Here is an 18,352-nt window from a genome sequence, read left to right on the forward strand (position 1 = left end):
TCCCGCTGGGAGGTAGCGGTGATTCGATTCGGCCCTTGGAGCACCACCCTGGGACTGGCCGCGGGCTTTGGCGCCCTGGTGTGCGGGCTGCTCCTGACGGCTCGTGGGAACCGTTCGGCGAACCGGATCCTGGCCGGGCTGTTGGGCGTCTCCGTGCTGCGGCTGATGCCCTATGTGCTGGGCTTCGCGGGCTTCTATGACGTCCACCCGTGGCTGTCCTTCGCGCCGTTCGACCTGGGCCTCGCCACCGGGCCCTTGCTCTACCTCTACGTCCACCGCCTCGTGACGCCCACGCTGCCCGGTCGCGCATGGCGGCACTTCGTTCCCGCGGGCGTCATGCTCGGCTACACGCTGTGCGCCTTCGCGCTGCCGCTGGAGCAGAAGCTGCGCTGGAACGACTCCGTCCATGAGCCGTGGGTGGCCCCTCTGGAATCCGCCGCGAAAATGCTCTCGCTCGCGGTCTACCTGGTGGCCACGGTCCGCTTCCACGGCCGCTATCAGCGCTGGCTCGTGGAACATGTCAGCGACCGGGACTCGCACCGCCAGCCGTGGATCGCGACCGTGCTCGTGGCGCTGGAGCTGGGCTGGACCGTCACCGTGGGCTTCGCGTTCGTGGACCGGTTCCTGACGCCCCTGAGCTACTACGACCGCTTCCCGCAATATCTGCTCTTCGCGGCCATCGTCTTCTGGCTGGGATTGGAAGGCTGGCGCCATGTGGGCCACCGCTTCCCCCAGTGGGCACTCCGAGCCGAGGGCACCCCTGTTCCGGACCGGGACTGGGCCGCAACTTCAACGCCGTCATCAACGCCATGCGCGTGGCCGCGGTGCAGGAACGGCTGGCCTCCGGCGACCCGGCCTCCCTGCTGACGATGGCGCTGGACGCAGGCTTCGCATCCAAGGCCAGCTTCAACCGCATCTTCCGCGAACACACGGGCCTCAGCCCCTCAGCGTGGCGGACGGCTCAACAAACGAAAAACCGCACGCCTCCAGGACTTGAGACGACGGACGAGGAGGTCCCGGCCTAGCTCTCAGGGCCATGCTGCTCCCTTCGCTGGCCCTGACCCTGCTCCTCGCGGTTCCTGCTCCACCCTCCATCACCCTGGACCCGGCGAAGGCGCGAGCCGATGCCGCGCTCCTCCGGCGGGCGCTGGAAACCATCCATCCAGGCCTCCACCGCTATCGCGGCAAGGCCGAGACACAGGCCGCCTTCGCCCGGCTGGAGGCGGCGGCGTCACGGCCCATCACGGACCTTGCGCTGTGGCGGGAGGTCTCGCTGCTCCTCGCCGGGATCCACTGTGACCACACCAAGGTGGAGCTTCCGGAAGCGATGGAGGCGTGGCGCCGCGCTCAGCCCTCGCACCTGCCGCTGCGCTTCAAGCTCATCGAAGGCCGGATGATCGTCGTGTCGAACGACGGCCAGCCCGGCGCCCCACCGCCCGGCGCCGAGCTCGTCACCATCAACGGCCTCCGGGTGCCCCAGGTGTTGATCACCCTGGGCCGCACCGTCGCCTATGACGGCCGCACGGATCAGGCCATCGCCGCCAAGCTGGGCTCGGACGGCGACCTGATGGGAGACGACTTCAACGAAGCCTGGCCCGCCTTCCATGGGTTCCCGTCGCGCTGGGAACTCGACTGGAAGCGCCCGGGAGCGCTTCACACGTCACATGTCAGCCTGGAGCCCGTCTCGTTCACCCAGTGGACCGCGTTGCCCTGGCCGGGCAGCCCCTACCGCGACGAGTTCTACAAAGCCATCCACTGGAGGCTCGACGGCAAGGTCGCCACGCTGCGCATCGGCACCTTCGTGAACTACCGCAACCCCGTGGATGCCGACGCCTTCCTGGGCGCCTTCTTCCAGGTGTTGAAGGCCCGTGCGGTCCAACATCTGATCCTCGACCTGCGCGAGAGCGGCGGCGGTTCGGACGACGTGGCGGTCGCGCTGGGGCGCTACCTGCTTCCCGAGCCGTTCACCTGGTTGAAACCCGCCCTGCTCAAGGCGGTCCGCTACGGAGACCTTCCCCAGCACATCGAGAGTTGGGGCAATCGCCAGGAAATCTTCGAGCCGCCCCTGGACGGCTTCCACCGCACGAGGGACGGCGCGTGGGAACGGCTGCCGCGTCCGGATGAAGCGGCGAGGCAACCCCAACAACCCTCGCCAGACCGTTTCACCGGAAGGCTGACGGTCCTCACCGGTCCCATGAACGCCTCGGGCACGACGATGATCCTCGCGCACTTGAAGGAGAAGGGCGGGGCGCGACTGGCAGGCGAGGAGAGCGCGGGCAGCGCGGAAGGCCCCACGGCGGGCCGCATCTTCCTCCTGACGCTGCCTCACAGCGGCCTGCGGATCCGCATCCCCATCGCCTGGAACCGGACGAACGTGGAGCACTTCCTCGCCGGACGGGGCGTCCCCGTGGACGAGACGGTCCTCCCCACGCTCCTCGACTTCGAAGCAGGAAGGGACCGCGTGACCGAGGTTGCGAAGGCCTCCACTCCGCCCGCTGTCCCGTCCCTCGCGTCCGCGCTGGCTGGCAACTGGCGCGGAACGCTCGATTACCGCGACTTCGGAAGCGACCGGCGTGTCGTCCTCCCCACGCTGCTCACCGTGACAGGGGAGGGGAACGAAGCCCGCCTCGCCTTCACGTTCGATGACGGCCCCGGCAAGACGGTCCGCGCATCACAGGTCCTGCGGATCCGCGCGGACGGCGGGGGACTCGAAAGCGAAGAAGAGACCTCCACTGAGCGGATGCGCATCCTCGAACGCCGTGGAGGCCCCGACGCCCGCGAGCTGACCCTGGTGGCGGATGGGTCCGGGCACGAGAACGGAGCGCCTGTCGAAGTGCGCACGGTCCTGACCCGTCGTGGCGACGTCCTCTCCCTCAGCCGGCTCACACGCCGTCCCGGCGAGCCGTTCCTGCTCCGCCATGTGTACCGGCTGACGCCTCGGCCCTGAACCCCCGCCCGCGCGTCCGGTTGCGGGTTGCGTCAAAAGCCCCTGGCTGCCCGGAGGAGTCGCCAGGGGCCTGGCTTGATGGTTGCTGCTGAAAGCGCTCGTTTCAGGGCTTCTGGGTTTCCCAGTGTGCAATCTAGGCTTAATTCTTCTGAATCTAGCTCAAGCAGGATTGAAAATAGTCCACCTGGAGCCTACAATGCATCGCGTCAGCTCTCTGGAGAGGTGCGGTGATGCAGAAGTGGATGGCGATGGTCCTGCTGGTGGGCGTGGCGGTGGCGGGACTCGTGGTGGCCCCGGCGGCGCAGGTGAAGCAGGGCGGTCCCATCAACGCGGCGGACACCGCGTGGCTGCTCACCGCCACGGCGCTGGTGCTGCTGATGACGCCCGGCCTGTCGTTCTTCTACGGCGGCATGGTGCGGCTGAAGAACGTGGTCTCCACGCTGATGCAGAGCTTCATCGCCATGGCGGTCATCAGCCTGCTGTGGGTCGTGGTGGGCTTCAGCCTGTGCTTCGGTGACAGCTTCCACGGCCTCATCGGCGACCCGCGCACCTTCTTCATGTTCAGCGGCGTGGGCGGTGAGACGCACCCGGACCTGGCGCCCACGGTGCCGCTGCTGCTCTTCGCGCTCTTCCAGCTCAAGTTCGCCATCATCACCCCGGCGCTCATCACCGGCGCGTTCGCGGAGCGCGTGCGCTTCAAGGCGTACCTGCTCTTCATGGTGCTCTTCAGCCTCTTCATCTACGCGCCGCTCGCCCACTGGACGTGGCACCCGGAGGGCTTCCTGCGCCAGTGGGGCGTGCTCGACTTCGCGGGCGGCACCGTGGTGCACATGTCCGCGGGGCTCGCCGCGCTCGCGGGCGCCATCGTGCTGGGCCGCCGCCAGGTGCACCTGACGCACGCCACGCACGCTCCCGCCAACGTGCCCTTCGTGATGCTCGGCACGGGCATGCTGTGGTTCGGCTGGTTCGGCTTCAACGCGGGCTCCGCGCTGTCCGCCTCGTCGCTGGCCACGCTGGCCTTCGCCACCACCAACACCGCCTCCGCCGCCGCGATGCTCGGGTGGATCGCCTTCGACTGGCTGCGCGGCCGCAAGCCCAGCGCCATGGGCGCCTGCGTGGGCGCGGTGGTGGGCCTGGTCGCTGTCACGCCCGCCGCGGGCTTCATCACCGTGGGGCAGAGCATCCTGGTGGGCCTGGTCGCCAGCTTCGTCAGCAACGCCGCCGTGCACTTCAAGAGCCGCACCGCGCTGGACGACACGCTCGACGTCTTCCCCTGCCACGGCCTGGGCGGCATCGTCGGCATGATCCTCACCGGCGTGCTCGCGAAGGACGTGGGCCTCATCTACGGCACCACGCGCACCTTCCTCATGCACCTGCTGGCGCTGGTCGTCGTCTCCGTCTTCTCCTTCGTGGGCTCGTACATCCTCTACAAGATCGTGGACCGCATCGTCCCGCTGCGTGTCACCCGTGAGCAGGAGGAGGAGGGCCTGGACCTGAGCCAGCACGGAGAGACCGTGGGCGAGGTCCCCACCGCGGCGCTCGCCGTGCCCACGCCGCCCGCGCCCGCCGCGAGCGCGTCCACCGCGGCGGCCACCCCCCCGGGACACGCCGCTCCGTCGGAGCCCGTGCCCGCGTAGCACCCTGCTTCCAGTCCTGCCGGTGGTCACGGGGCCCCTCGCTTCACGCGGGTGGGCCCCGTGGTGCGTTGGGGCTCCAAGCGTGCGGGCCCCACGAGGCCGGAACCTGTCGGGAAGGGGATGGGCAGCGCCCCCGCTGATCATTCACGCGGGCAGCTCCCTGTCCGGGCCCCGACTTCGACCTGCCATGGATCGAACGTCTGTACATGCACGCGCGCCTGCGGCGTTGAGCCAATGCCAGCCATGAAAAGGCAAAGGCTGGATTCGCCGGAGGAACTGCATGTTGCGGAAGTGCAAGGAATTGAGAATCGCTTTATTGGGAGCCGTGCTGGCGGTCAGCGGATGCGCGAAGGAGGAGTTGCCCGCGCAGGCCCCGCCGGTGCGGGACGTCCCGGATGACGTGCAGGCCGGCCAGGGGAACACCACCAGCCTGGGCGAGCTGCCCTTCGTGCCGGGCCTGTCGGTCGCCGGAACCTTCGCCCAGAAGCTGGAGCAGCCCACGCCGTTGGGGGAGACCACGGCCGTGCACGTGAAGCTGCCGCCTCCGGCCAACCGGCTGCTCGCGGACAGTCTGGTGCGCGTGGTGGGTGACCCGGCCCGGCCCACGGTCCTGTTCCGCTCCGACACGCTGGCCCGGCTGGGCGCGATTCCCTCGAGCCCCGGTCCGGACTTCTTCACCCTCTTCTCGCAGCTGCCGGACTCGGAGCTGGAGCGCCGCAGGGAGAACGAGCGCCGGCTGGCGTCAGGCGAGTTCGGGACGCCCACCCGGGAGACCATCCTGTTCAACGGCCGCCACCCGGCTGCCCGCTACGAGGGGCTTCCCGTGGACGCCGACGCCTTCGGGCAGGGCGGGCTGGTGCCGCTCACGAGCTGTCCCCAGATGCCGTCCTCCACCCAGGCCTGGTGGGAGCGCACGCTGCTGATCCGCGACCCGGCCGTGGTGCTGGACCCGGCGCGCACGTGGGATCCGTGCACCGGCGCGGGGACGAAGGGTGGGGTGTGGACCTTCGCGCACCTCATGCGGGAGATGGCCCAGGGGTCTGGCGCGCGTCCGGAAGCGTTCGTGCTGAACTGGCTGTCCCTCTGGCTCAATGACTTCCAGTCCAACGGCGACACGGTGCCCGCGCGCCGCAAGATGTATGACGAAGTGATTGCCCCCTGGGCCGCCGCCAGCGGCGCGTCCAGCTCCCTCCAGCTCAACGCCTCCACGGGCCGCTGGGAGGTGATGCTCAGCAAGCCGCTGGACCTGGACATCGCGCCCTTCCGGCTGCTGTCCATCGTCAACCGCATCGACCTGGCGGGCAGCTCGGGCGACTACAGCCGGCCGTCCAACCCGGGCGAGCTGCGCTTCCTCTTCGGGCTGACGCGCCCCTCGCCGTGGGGAAGCGGCGGCACGGAGGCGACCTGCAACCTCAAGCCGTTCACCGTCATCTTCGAGTACGGCGTGCCGGGCGAGGGGTGTCCGGCGCTCATGGGTTGGGCGCGGCAGTGGGCCGGGATGGGGAGCTACGCCACCTTCAACGTGGCCTACCGCGCGCGGCTCGCCTTGATGACAGAGAGCGTCGTCCAGCGAGGTCGCGCTCCGGGGAAGGGCAACGGGAACGCGCTCAACCAGCTTCGCACCAACGAAGTGGCCCTGGGGTTTCCGTGGGAGCTGCGGGAGTTCCGGCTCGTGGACGAGCACCCCGTCACCGGCCAGAACACCCCCTCCAACGGGTTCCTGCGCGTTCACACCATGGCGCTGACCCCCGATGACGCGACCCACGACTTCCGGACGGACCCCGACGTGGACTTCGTCGTGCGCACGCACGTCAAGAACGGTGTTGAACAGCCGGTGACCGTGCCCACCCGGTGCTCCGCGCACTTCACGATGCCTCGAACCGTCAATGGCAGGCCATTCCTGGGCGCCAACGCGCAGGTGGCGCCGCCCACCCACTGGGAGGGGCTCACCGTGGTGCCCACCGACGCCACGGAGGTCTGCGCGCGGAAGGAGTTCTCCGCCAACACCTGCAATGGCTGTCACTTCAAGGACACGGGCACCAATGACTTCTCGGGCGTGAACAACCTCGCCTTCACGCACGTCAGCCCGACGTCGGGCATCCCGGCCCGCCTGTCGAAGTTCCTGACGGGTGGGGGCAGCGGCTTCATGTTCGTCGTGCCGGATGCCCAGTTCGGGGCGCAGGTGACGTCGTGGCCGTTCGCGGACCTGCTGCGCCGGCACCAGCGGCTCCAGGAACTGGCCAACTGCACCACGTGCGGATGGTTCATCGACCTGGATGTGGGCTACCTGGCCCGGATGGAGGCGCTCGCCGGCAGCGTGCCCCTGGACCTGCCGCCCGGCTCCCCCGAGCCGGCGCTCACGGTGGGCCCCATCCGCGACGTCGGCGTGGTGAAGCAATTGCTGGAGCTGCGCCCCGGCTTCAGGACGCAGCTCCAGGAGCTGCCGCTCGACTTCCTCCAGCCGCCAGCGGCCCGCGTCCACTGACGTTCAGCTCCGACTACGGGTAGTTGCAGGAGGGCGCGCAGTGGGGCTGGACGAGGACGCCCGTCGAGGCGTTGTAGTAGCCCAGGCAGCACTGCTCGTTGCTGCGACACTGGGACGACGGGCCTCCAGGCTCACACGCGGCGCGGCAGATGCCGTCGTAGTCACAGACCCGGCTGCCGTCCGCACGGCAATAGACCGCGCCCTCCTCGCACAGCTCCAATGCCTGCTCCGTGGTCGCCAGCGATTCCTCCGCGGGCGCCACACCGCCACAGCCCAGCACCGCCACCGCCCACAGCGCCGTCAGGATTCCAGACACTCCCAGCTTCCGCATGCTGCCTCCCGAGCGGCCCTCCAGGACGGGGGCCGTGTCGGGAGTCCGGCGGGTCCAGGATGGAAAGGCAACCCGGTGTCCCGTTTTCCTGTGAAGCGTCTGACTTTGAGCGGGTCGCTAGCGCCTGTCAGAACGCGCAGTCCTGGCCGCGCGTGGGCAGCACGGAAGCGGAGCCGGACAGCCAGGTGTCCAGCGCGCGCGCCGCTTCACGGCCGTCCGCGAGCGCCCAGACGATGAGGCTCGCGCCCCGGCTGGCGTCGCCCGCGCAGTACACGCCCGGCGCGGAGGTGGCGAACTTCGCGTCCACCTGCACCGTGCCGCGCGGCGACAGCGTCACGCCCAGCTCCTCCGGCAGCCGGTCCGTCTGGGGGCCGGTGAAGCCCATGGCCAGCACCAGCAGGTCCACCTCGAACACCTGCTCGGAGCCCGGCACCTCCACCAGCTTCAGCGCACCGCCTGGCTCGCGCTGCACCTCCACGCGCACCGCGTGCAGCCGCTTGAGCTGGCCGTCCTCGCCCTCCAGCCGCTTCGTCATCAGCGCGAAGGCGCGCTCGCCGCCTTCCTCCTGACTGGACGACGTGCGGAACACCAGCGGCCAGCGCGGCCACGGGTTCTCCTTCGCGCGCAGCTGCGGCGGCGCGGGGAGCAGCTCCACCTGCATCACGTTCGCCGCGCCCTGGCGCAGCGCCGTGCCCAGGCAGTCCGAGCCCGTGTCGCCACCGCCCAGGATGATGACCCGCTTGCCTTCGGCCTCCAGGCGCGCGTCCGGCTGCGCGCCCGCCGTCACCACCCGGTTCTGGTGCTCCAGGTAGTCCATGGCCTGCACCACGCCGGACAGCTCGCGGCCCGGCACGTCCAGCTCACGGGCCTTGCGTGCGCCCAGGGCCAGCACCACGCCGTCGTACTGCTCGCGCAGCGCGCGCCAGCCCGGCGTCACGGCCACGTCTTCACCGGTGCGGAAGACGATGCCCTCCGCCTCCATCAGCGCAATGCGGCGGTCCAGCACCGCCTTCTCCAGCTTGAAGTCCGGGATGCCGTAGCGCAGCAGGCCTCCGGCGCGAGCGTCCTTCTCGTACACCGTCACGCTGTGCCCGGCCGCGTTGAGCTGCGCCGCCGCCGCCAGGCCCGCGGGGCCGGAGCCCACCACGGCCACGCGCTTGCCCGTGCGCCGCGCCGGAGGCCGGGCCTTCACCCAGCCCTCCGCGAAGGCGCGCTCCGAAATCTCCTTCTCCATCTGCTCGATGGTGACCGCGTCCCGGTCGATGGCCAGCACGCACGCGGCCTCGCACGGCGCGGGGCACAGCCGTCCGGTGAACTCCGGGAAGGTGTTGGTGCGGCTGAGCACCTGGTACGCCTCCTTCCACTGGCCCCGGTACACCGCGTCGTTGAAGTCCGGGATGAGGTTCCCCAGGGGACAGCCCTGGTGGCAGAAGGGGATGCCACAGTCCATGCAGCGCCCCGCCTGCCGCTTCGCCTCCTCCGGCGCCAGCGGCAGGTGCAGCTCACGCCAGTCCTCCAGGCGCTCCGACTTGTCCCGCTTGGGGGCGGGGACGCGCTGCCACTCCATGAAACCCGTGGGCTTGCCCATGGCTCAGGCCCCCCCGCCGACGACGTGGAGTTGCTGCACGCCCGCGGCCGGTGGCGGCCTGCGCGCCGCCCTGCGCGCCTGGAGCACGCGCTTGTAGTCGGACGGCATCACCTTCATGAACTGCGGCACCATCAGCTCCCAGTTGTCGAGCACCCGCCGCGCCAGTGCGCTGCCGGTGTGGTGCAGGTGGCGTTCAATCATCCCGTGCACGAGCCAGATTTCGGACTCGTCCACCAGCGACTCCAGCTCCACCATCTCCAGGTTGCAGCGCTCGCGGAAGTTGCGCTCGCGGTCCAGCACGTACGCGGTGCCGCCGCTCATGCCGGCCGCGAAGTTGCGGCCCGTCTGGCCCAGCACCACCACCACGCCGCCCGTCATGTACTCGCAGCCGTGGTCGCCCACGCCCTCCACCACCGCCTGCGCGCCGCTGTTGCGCACCGCGAAGCGCTCGCCCGCGAGGCCCCGCAGGTACACCTCACCGGCCGTGGCGCCGTAGAGCACCGTGTTGCCGACGAGCACGTTCTCCTCGGGCGTGAAGCGGCTGCCCTCCGGCGGATAGACGATGACGCGTCCGCCGGACAGCCCCTTGCCCAGGTAGTCGTTGGTGTCGCCCTCCAGCTCCAGCGTCACGCCCGACGCGAGGAACGCGCCGAAGCTCTGGCCCGCGGAGCCCTTCAGCTTCACCCGCAGCTTCCCGTCCGGCAGCCCCTGCGCGCCGTGGCGGCGGGCAATCTCACCCGACAGCATGGCGCCCACCGCGCGGTGCGTGTTCGACACCGGCAGCGACAGCATCAGCGGCGGCCCGCCCGCGAGCACCGGCTGCGCCTTGGTCAAGAGCTCGTGGTCCAGGTGGTCCGACACGTCCTTGCGGTGCGGCGTCTGGCAGTGGCGCGGCTCGCTGGCCGGCGCGGACGGCGCGGTGAGCAGCGCGGACAGGTCCACCCTGCGCGCCTTCCAGTGGTCCACCGCCGCGCGCTGGCGCAAGAGGTCCACGCGGCCCACCAGGTCCTCCAGCTTGCGCGCGCCCAGCTTCGCCATGTGCCGGCGCAGGTCCTCCGCCAGGAGCAGGAAGAAGCTCACCACGTTCTCCGGAGTGCCCTGGTAGCGCTCGCGCAGTGCCGGGTCCTGCGTGGCGATGCCCGCCGAACAGGTGTTGAGGTGGCACTTGCGCAGCATGATGCAGCCCACGGACACGAGGCTCGCCGTGGCCAGGCCGAACTCCTCCGCGCCCAGCAGCGCCGCCACCAGCACGTCGCGCGCGGTGCGCAGGCCGCCGTCCACCTGCACGCGGATGCGCGAGCGCAGGCCGTTGTGCACCAGCACCTGCTGCGTCTCCGCCAGCCCCAGCTCCCACGGCAGCCCCGCGTGCTGGAGGCTGGAGAGGGGAGAGGCGCCCGTGCCGCCCTCGTAGCCCGCCACCACCACGCAGCCCGCGCCCGCCTTCGCGACGCCCGCGGCGATGGTGCCCACGCCCACCTCGCTCACCAGCTTCACGCTCACGCGCGCCTTCGCGTTGACGGACTGGAGGTCGTAGATGAGCTGCGCCAGGTCCTCGATGGAGTAGATGTCGTGGTGCGGCGGCGGGGAGATGAGCGTCACGCCCGGCGTGCTCCAACGCACGCGCGCGATCCGCTCATCCACCTTGTGGCCCGGCAGCTGGCCGCCCTCGCCGGGCTTGGCGCCCTGGGCCATCTTGATTTGAAGTTCGTCCGCGTTGACCAGGTACTCGGCGGTGACGCCGAAGCGCGCGCTCGCCACCTGCTTGATGGCGCTGCGTCGCGAGTCGCCGTTCGCGTCCTTCGTGTAGCGGCGGGACTCCTCGCCGCCCTCGCCGCTGTTGGACTTGCCGCCCAGCCGGTTCATCGCGATGGCCAGCGTCTCGTGCGCCTCCGCGCTGATGGAGCCGAAGGACATGGCGCCGGTGACGAACCGCCGCGCCAGCTCCAGCGCGGGCTCCACCTCGTCCAGCGGCACCGGCGTGCAGCCGTCCGTCACCACGTCCAGCAGGCCGCGCAGGTTGCTGTGCTCGCGCGTCTCGTCGTCCGCCAACTGGGAGTACTCCTGGAACTGCGCCGCGTCGTTCGCGCGCACCGCCGCCTGGAGCTTCGCCACGGTGGAGGGGTTCCACTTGTGGCGCTCGCCCTGCCGGCGCCAGCGGAACTGCCCGCCCACCGGCAAGAGGTCCTCCTCACCGTCCGCTCCGGCGCCGAAGCCGCGCGCGTGCCGCTCCGCCACTTCACGGCCCAGCTCCGGCAGGCCCACGCCCTCCACGCGCGACGAGGTGCCGGTGAAGTGCTTCTCGATGAGGCTTCGCTGGAGCCCCACCGCCTCGAACAGCTGCGAGCCGCGGTAGGACTGGAGCGTGGAGATGCCCATCTTGGACATCACCTTGAGCAGGCCCTCCTCCAGTCCGTGGAGGTACTGGGCCTGCGCCTTGTCCGCGTCCGCCTTCAGCTCACCCGCGTCCGCCAGCGCGCGCAGCGTGTCCAGCGCCAGGTACGGGTTCACCGCGGACACGCCGTAGGCGAACAGACACGCGAAGTGGTGCACCTCGCGCGCCTCCGCCGTCTCCAGGACGATGCCCGTGTACATGCGCGTGCCGTCGCGCACCAACCGCTGGTGCACCGCGGACACGGCCAGCAGCGCGGGGATGGCCGCGTGCGCCGAGTCCACGCCCCGGTCACTCAGCACGAGGATGCTCGCGCCCGCGTCCACCGCGTCCACCGCCGCCGTGCACAGCCGCTCCACCGCGACCTCCAGCGCCGTGGCCGCGCCGCCCGCGTGCGGATACAGCAGGCTCAAGGGACGCGGCTCGAAGAGGCCCGTGTCGCCGCGCAGGTTGGCCAGCCGCGCCAGCTGCCCGTTGGTGAGGATGGGGCCGGGCAGGGACAGCCGGTGGCACTGCTCGGGTGTCTCCTCGAAGGTGTTGCCCTCCGGGCCCAGCGCGGTGGCCAGCGTCATCACCAGCGCCTCGCGCAGCGGGTCGATGGGCGGGTTGGTCACCTGCGCGAAGAGCTGGTGGAAGTAGTTGAAGAGGGTGGGGGCCTGGTCGCTCAGCACCGCGAGCGGCGTGTCCGTGCCCATGGAGCCCGTGGGCTCCTTGCCCGTCTCCGCCATGGGCACCAGCGTGGTGCGCACGTCCTCGTCCGTGTAGCCGAACGCGCGCTGCAACCGCCACAGCGCCTCGCCCTTCAGACGCGCGGGGGCGGGGACCGCGGGCAGGTCCTCGAAGGTGAAGACGTTGCGCTGGAGCCAGCGGCGGTAGGGCCAGCGTGAGGTGATTTCACGCTTCACCTCCTCGTCCTCCAGGATGCGCCCTTCGGTGGTGTCCACCAGCAGCATGCGGCCCGGCGTCAGCCGCCCCTTGCGGCGCACCTGCGACGGGGGCACGTCGATGACGCCCGTCTCCGACGCCAGGATGATGCGGTCGTCCTCCGTCACCAGGTAGCGCGCGGGGCGCAGGCCGTTGCGATCCAGCGTCGCGCCAATCAGCTGTCCGTCCGTGAACGCGATGGCGGCGGGGCCGTCCCACGGCTCCAGCAGGGACGCGGAGTACTCGTAGAAGGCGCGGCGCTCGTCGCCCATCTCCTTGTGACCCTCCCACGCCTCCGGGATCATCATCATCATGGCGTGGGGCAGGGTGCGGCCGCCCAGGTAGAGCAGCTCCACCATGTTGTCGAACTGGGCGGAGTCGCTCTTGCCCGGGACGATGATGGGCCACAGCGGCTCCAGGCTGCCGCCCAGCTTCGCCGTCTGGAGCAGCCCGCGCCGCGCCGTCATCCAGTTGCGGTTGCCACGCAGTGTATTGATTTCACCGTTGTGCGCGATGAAGCGGAACGGCTGCGCCAGCTCCCACGTGGGGAAGGTGTTGGTGGAGAAGCGCGAGTGCACCAGCGCCAGCGCGCTGACGAACTCCGGGTGCCGCAGGTCCGCGTAGAAGCGCGGCAGCTGCCGGGGCAGGAGCAGCCCCTTGTAGATGAGCGTCTCCGACGAACAGCTGGCCACGTGGAAGCGCCCCTGCGGATCCACGCCGCGCGCCAGCACGCGGTTCTCCACCAGCTTGCGGATGCGGTAGAGCTTGCGCTCGAAGGCGCTGGGCACCACGCGCCGCCGCGCGATGAAGAGCTGCCGGATGACCGGCGCCGCCTGGCGAGCGAGCGGCCCCAGCTCCTCCGGCGCCACCGGCACGTCGCGCCAGCCGAGCAGCCGCTGGCCCTCCTCCTCCACCACGTCCTCGAACAGCGCCTCGCACGCGCGGCGCGCCTCCGGCTCCGGCGGCAGGAACACCTGCGCCACGCCGTACTGGCGGCGCGGCGGCAGCTCGAAGCCCATCCGCGGCGCTTCGTGGTTGAAGAAGCGGTGCGGCAACTGCACCAGGATGCCGGCGCCGTCGCCCGTCTCCGGGTCGCGCCCTGCCGCGGCGCGGTGGCTCAGCCGGTTGAGCAGCTCCAGCGCGTCCTCCACGATGCCCCGCGAACGCTGCCCCCGGATGTGGGCCACGAACCCCACACCGCAGGCGTCGTGCTCGGTCTCCGGCTCATACAATCCGTAGCGCGGAGGGCGGGTGAACGGCATCGTCGGGACCCCTTTCCCGCCTGACGCGGGAAGCCAAGCTGTGGAGCATGCAGGCTAACGCGCCGTGTCGCACCCCGTAAAGACAGGGTGGTCCAGGGGGTCGAGTCACCGCGTGGAGTGGTGCCGGGGAAACAGGCCCCGCGTGAAACCTCACGCTGGGTGCGTCCCGCGCCGCGTGCATGGATGGACGGACAACAGCCGTCTGCGATGAACGGCCAACATTCAGGGCAATTGGTTCTTTCCATGCGCCGTGCCGCTTCCCATCCTTCCAGCGACCTTGGCACTGCTTCAGCGGCTGAAGACGGAGACGCGCCCGCACCACGAGCGCACGGAGGGCGTGGTGCGCCTGATGGACGCGCGCCTGACGCCCCAGGATTACCAGCGCCATCTGGAGGCCTTCCACGGCCTCTACCTGCCGCTGGAAGCACTGCTCGCCGGGCCCCTGTCGGCGCTGGAGCCGGCGCTGAAGCTGGAAGCGCGCTGGAAGACGCCGCTGTTGGAAGAGGACCTGCGCGCCATGGGGCACGACACGGCGTCACTCGCGCGGCTGCCGCGTGCCTCGCCGCTGCCATCCCTGCCGGGGCTGGCCGAGGCGCTGGGCTGCGCGTACGTGCTGGAGGGCTCCACGCTGGGTGGCCAGCTCATCCTGCGCCACCTGACGCGCCACTTCGGTCCGGACGCGCGCGTGGGGACCTTCGCCTTCTTCCGGGCCTACGGTGAGCAGGTGGGCCCCATGTGGCGCGCCTTCGGTGCCGCCGTCACCCAGGCGTCCGAACGGGCTGCCTCCGAGTCCTTCGACGCGGCCGTCGTACAGGGCGCCCGCGACACCTTCGACACCTTCGCCGCCTGGTTGATGCGAGAGCACGATGTCCCCGTCCGTCTCTGATGCCGACCTCAGCGTTTGTGATCGCGAGCCCATCCACCTGCTGGGGGGCATCCAGCCCCGGGGCGTGCTCGTCGCGTTCCGGAAGGACACGGAGGCTGTCGCCGTCGTGAGCGCGAACGTCCACGCGCTGCTCGGCGCCGGGCCGGACGCGCTGCTGGGAAAGCCCCTCTCCCGCGTGCTGCCGCACGGGCTGCTCGCGCGCGTGGAGGCGGGCGTGGGCCCGGGGCCCGTCACCGTGGAGGTGTCGGGACAGCGCTGCTCGGCGCTCCTGCACGACAGCGACGGCCTGCGCGTGCTGGAGCTGGAGCCGCTGGCGGACGAGGACGTGGGCGCGGAGGAGACCGCGCTGGGCGCGGTGCAGCGGCTGGTGTCGCCGCTGGCGCGCGCGAAGGGGTCCACCGCGCTGCTCCAGGAGGCCGCGGACGCGGTGCGGGAGCTCATCGGCTACGACCGGGTGATGGTCTACCGCTTCCACGCGGACTTCCACGGCGAGGTCGTGGCGGAGAGCTTGCGCGAGGGCGTGGACTCCTTCCTGGGCCTGCACTACCCGGCGACCGACATCCCCGTGCAGGCGCGCGCCCTCTACACGCGCCACCCCGTGCGCCTCATCGCGGACGTGAACGCGAAGGTCGTGGCGCTGGTGCCCGCGGTGCTGCCCGGCACCCAACGCCCGTTGGACCTGTCCGGCGCCGCGCTTCGCGGCGTGTCGGAGATCCACCTGGAGTACCTGCGCAACATGGGCGTGGGCGCGTCCTTCAGCGTGTCGCTGCTGAAGGACGGACAGCTCTGGGGGCTCATGGCCTGCCACCACCTGACGCCCCGGAAGGTGTCCGCCGCGCGGCGACAGGCGTGCGAGGTGCTGGCGCGGCTGCTGGCGCTCCAGCTCTCCGCGGAGGAGCGCGGTCTGGAGGCCGCTGCCCAGGCGCGCCGCGCGTCGCTGCTCAACATGCTGGTCATGCCGAAGCTGGGCGAGCGCACCCCCGCGAACGCGCTGGAGGCGCAGGCCCCGCTGCTGATGGAGCTCACGGGCTCGCACGGCGTGGCGCTGGTGCTGGGCGCGAGCGCGGGCTCGGAGGCGTCACCGCTGCTGCTCGGCACCACGCCGTCGGCGGAGGAGGTGCGTGCCCTGGTGGCATGGCTTTCGGCGCGGGAGCTGCCGGACGAGGTCTTCTACGTGGACCGGCTGGGGGACGTGTACCCGCCGCTGGCCTCGCGCGCGGACGTGGCCGCGGGCCTGCTGGCGGTGCGCCTGGACCCTTCCGTGCCGCACTTCGCGCTGTGGTTCCGCCCGGAGGTGGCGCGCACCGTGGCGTGGGCCGGCAACCCGCACAAGCCCGTGCGCCCGGAGCCGGGCCATGAACGGCTGCGCCCTCGCGCGTCCTTCGACGTGTGGCGCGAGGAGATGCGGGGCGCCTCCACCCCATGGTCCGCGCAGGACCTGGAGGCAGGGCGCGCGCTGAAGGGCGCGCTGGTGGGCGTGGTGCTGCGGCACGCGGAGGAGCTGGCCCGGCTGTCGCGTGAGCTGGCCCGCTCCAACGCGGAGCTGGACGCGTTCGGCGGCACCGTGGCGCACGACCTCAAGGAGCCCCTGCGCGGCATCCTCCAGTACAGCTCCTTCCTCCAGGAGGACTTCGGCCCCACGCTGGGCGCGGACGGACGCGCGCAGCTGGAGGCCCTGGCGTGGCTGGCGAAGCGCACGCACGAGCTGCTCGACAACCTCTTCGAGTACAGCCGCCTGGGCCGGCTGGAGCTGTCGTGGGAGGAGATGGATCAGCAGGCCCTGGTGGAGGACGTGCTCAAGACGCTGGGCGCGCGGCTGGAGGAGGGCAGGGTGGAGGTCCGCCTGCCCCGCCGCCTGCCCACCGCGGCCTGTGACCCCATCCGCATCCGTCAGGTGTGGGCCAACCTCATCAGCAACGCGGCCAAGTACCAGACAGCCGAGCCGCGCTGGGTGGAGGTGGGCTTCCTGGGGCCGGGAGAAACGCGGCCGGAAGCGGCGCGCCACGTCACCGCGCCCTACCTTTTCTACGTGAAGGACCCCGGCATCGGCATCGCACCGCATTTCCATGAAGCCATCTTCGAGCTGTTCCGCCGCCTGCACCCCGCGCAGGCCTATGGCGGCGGCACGGGGGCGGGGCTGGCCATCTCGCGCCGGCTGGTGTCGCTGCACGGCGGCGCGCTCTGGGTGGACTCCGCGCTGGGAAAGGGCTCCACGTTCTTCTTCACGCTGGGCGAGGAACCGCGACCATGAAGCCGCTCCTGCTGGTGGAGGACAGTGATCCGGACGCGGAGGCGCTGATGCGCATCGCGAAGCGTCTGCCGCTGCCCGTGCCGGTGGTGCGCGTGCGCGACGGCGAGAACGCCCTGGACTACCTCTACCGGCGCGGTGACCACGCGGACGCGGAGCGCCCGGTGCTCATCCTGCTGGACCTGCACATGCCCGGCATCGGCGGGCGCGAGGTGCTCACCACGCTGAAGGCGGACCCCGGCCTGCGCTCCATCCCCGTCATCATCTTCTCCTCCTCCTTGGAAGCGGGGGACGTGGACGGCGCCTACGCGGACGGCGCCAACAGCTACCTCTTCAAGCCGGAGGTCGGTCCCCAGTTGCAGGCCACCGCCGAAGCACTGCATGCCTTCTGGTTCCGGGCCGCGCGCCTGCCCGAGGCCCAGGAGTCAGAGGCATGAGCCTGCGCGTGCTGCTGGTCGATGACGGCATGGCGGACCGGCTCGCGGTCAGCCGTGCGCTGGCGCGTGATCCGGACATGAAATGGGAGGTGGTGCCGGTGTCCTCCGCGGAGGATGCGCTGGCATACCTGTCCGCCAACGCGGTGGACGCGATGCTGCTCGACTACCACCTGCCCGGCATGAACGGCGTCTCCATGCTGCGGCAGCTGGCGGAGCTGGGCCTGCCCAAGGTGCCCGCCGTGGTGGTGCTCACCGGCAGCGGCAACGAGCGCGTGGCGGTGGACGCCATGAAGGCCGGCGCCCAGGACTACCTCGTGAAGGAGGCCTTCAGTCCGGAGCGCCTGCGCCGCAGCCTGCGCACCGCGGTGGACACGGTGCTCATGACGCGCGAGCTGGAGGAGCGCCGCCTGCGCGCCGAGCGCGCCGAGGCCGCCGCCCGCGAAGCCCTGGCCGTGCGCGACGAGCTCTTCTCGCTGGCGACGCACGACCTCAAGGGCCCGCTTCAAATCATGACGCTCAACGCGCAGGTGCTGCGCCGGCAGATTCCCGCCGCGTCGATGACGCCCGGCCTGGAGACGCGCCTGGGCCACATCGTGCGCGCGGCGCACCGCATGGCGGAGCTCATCGACCACTTCCTGGAGGTGACGCGCGGTCAGGAGCGCCCGCTCAAGCGCGAGCCCATGGACCTGCTGGCCATGGTGCGCGGCAAGGTGCGTGAGATGGAAGCCACCGCCTCGCGCCACCGCTTCGTCCTGGAGGCGCCGGACGGGCGCGACTTCACCGGCGAGTGGGACGCGCACGCCCTGGAGCGCGTGCTGGAGAACCTGATGGGCAACGCGGTGAAGTACAGCGCCGCGGACTCCACCGTCACGGTGCACCTGACGGTGGAGGAGGCGGACGCGCAGCAGTTCGTGCTGCTCGCCGTGACGGATCAGGGCATCGGCATTCCTGCGGCGGACCTGCCCTTCGTCTTCGAGCGCTTCCACCGCGGCCGCAACGTGTCCCGGGACGTGTCCGGCAGCGGCGTGGGCCTGGCCAGCGCGCGCCGCATGGTGGAGTTGCACGGCGGCACGCTCGCCGTGCGGAGCGTGGAAGGGCAGGGGTCCACCTTCACGGTGCGCCTGCCCCGGGGCATCCCGCTCAGCGCGGGCCCCACGCCGGCCCCGCCAGGGCCCGCCCCCGCCAGCGGCGGCCCCGAACACACCGCGCCCTAGCGCG

12 protein-coding genes are annotated in these 18,352 nt (G+C 71.0%); 9 read left to right on the forward strand and 3 right to left on the reverse strand.

Annotated features, from left to right (window positions below; genetic code table 11):
• Positions 1-18: 18 nt before the first annotated feature.
• From D7X32_RS08725 to D7X32_RS08745, 5 genes are all read left to right on the forward strand, one after another.
• Entirely contained in the window at positions 19-867 is an 849-nt protein-coding gene (locus tag D7X32_RS08725) for a hypothetical protein (protein WP_120602050.1), read from the forward strand.
• Positions 810-1,025 carry a helix-turn-helix domain-containing protein gene (locus tag D7X32_RS47805; protein ID WP_120602051.1) on the forward strand — a complete coding sequence of 72 codons (216 nt, stop codon included), beginning with the start codon at positions 810-812 and terminating at the stop codon, positions 1,023-1,025. The genes D7X32_RS08725 and D7X32_RS47805 overlap by 58 nt, the downstream gene beginning before the upstream one ends.
• A gap of 11 nt (positions 1,026-1,036) precedes the next feature.
• Positions 1,037-2,947, forward strand: coding sequence for a S41 family peptidase (locus tag D7X32_RS08735; protein ID WP_120602052.1), 1,911 nt, complete (start codon positions 1,037-1,039; stop codon positions 2,945-2,947).
• A 230-nt stretch (positions 2,948-3,177) separates the two neighbouring features.
• Positions 3,178-4,584, forward strand: coding sequence for an ammonium transporter (locus D7X32_RS08740; protein WP_120602053.1), 1,407 nt, complete (start codon positions 3,178-3,180; stop codon positions 4,582-4,584).
• Positions 4,585-4,864: 280 nt separating this feature from the next.
• Positions 4,865-7,069 carry a hypothetical protein gene (locus D7X32_RS08745; protein WP_120602054.1) on the forward strand — a complete coding sequence of 735 codons (2,205 nt, stop codon included), beginning with the start codon at positions 4,865-4,867 and terminating at the stop codon, positions 7,067-7,069.
• Between the two features lie 13 nt (positions 7,070-7,082).
• Here the strand turns inward: D7X32_RS08745 and D7X32_RS08750 are convergent, their stop codons facing one another.
• From D7X32_RS08750 to gltB, 3 genes are all read right to left on the reverse strand, one after another.
• Entirely contained in the window at positions 7,083-7,400 is a 318-nt protein-coding gene (locus D7X32_RS08750; protein ID WP_120602055.1) for a hypothetical protein, read from the reverse strand.
• A gap of 127 nt (positions 7,401-7,527) precedes the next feature.
• Positions 7,528-8,988 (reverse strand): glutamate synthase subunit beta, encoded by a 1,461-nt coding sequence (locus D7X32_RS08755; protein ID WP_120602056.1) that lies wholly within the window; start codon positions 8,986-8,988, stop codon positions 7,528-7,530.
• 3 nt (positions 8,989-8,991) lie between these two features.
• Positions 8,992-13,563: a glutamate synthase large subunit gene (gene gltB / locus D7X32_RS08760; RefSeq protein WP_120602057.1), complete on the reverse strand. Its 4,572-nt coding sequence runs from the start codon at positions 13,561-13,563 to the stop codon at positions 8,992-8,994.
• Between the two features lie 277 nt (positions 13,564-13,840).
• Here gltB and D7X32_RS08765 point away from each other — a divergent pair, with 277 nt between their 5' ends.
• From D7X32_RS08765 to D7X32_RS08780, 4 genes are read left to right on the forward strand one after another with little or no spacing between them, the layout of a single operon-like run.
• Positions 13,841-14,449, forward strand: a complete 609-nt coding sequence (locus tag D7X32_RS08765) for a biliverdin-producing heme oxygenase (RefSeq protein ID WP_120602058.1) — start codon at positions 13,841-13,843, stop codon at positions 14,447-14,449.
• The gene (locus tag D7X32_RS08770; protein WP_120602059.1) at positions 14,430-16,700 is read left to right on the forward strand and encodes an ATP-binding protein; all 2,271 of its coding nucleotides are present in this window, start codon (positions 14,430-14,432) and stop codon (positions 16,698-16,700) included. The genes D7X32_RS08765 and D7X32_RS08770 overlap by 20 nt, the downstream gene beginning before the upstream one ends.
• Positions 16,697-17,134 carry a response regulator gene (locus tag D7X32_RS08775; protein ID WP_120602060.1) on the forward strand — a complete coding sequence of 146 codons (438 nt, stop codon included), beginning with the start codon at positions 16,697-16,699 and terminating at the stop codon, positions 17,132-17,134. The genes D7X32_RS08770 and D7X32_RS08775 overlap by 4 nt, the downstream gene beginning before the upstream one ends.
• Positions 17,131-18,348: a hybrid sensor histidine kinase/response regulator gene (locus D7X32_RS08780; RefSeq protein WP_244238918.1), complete on the forward strand. Its 1,218-nt coding sequence runs from the start codon at positions 17,131-17,133 to the stop codon at positions 18,346-18,348. Before D7X32_RS08775 ends, D7X32_RS08780 begins: the two co-directional genes overlap by 4 nt.
• The last annotated feature ends 4 nt before the right edge of the window (positions 18,349-18,352 follow it).

This window comes from Corallococcus carmarthensis (assembly GCF_003611695.1).
GTDB lineage: Bacteria > Myxococcota > Myxococcia > Myxococcales > Myxococcaceae > Corallococcus > Corallococcus carmarthensis.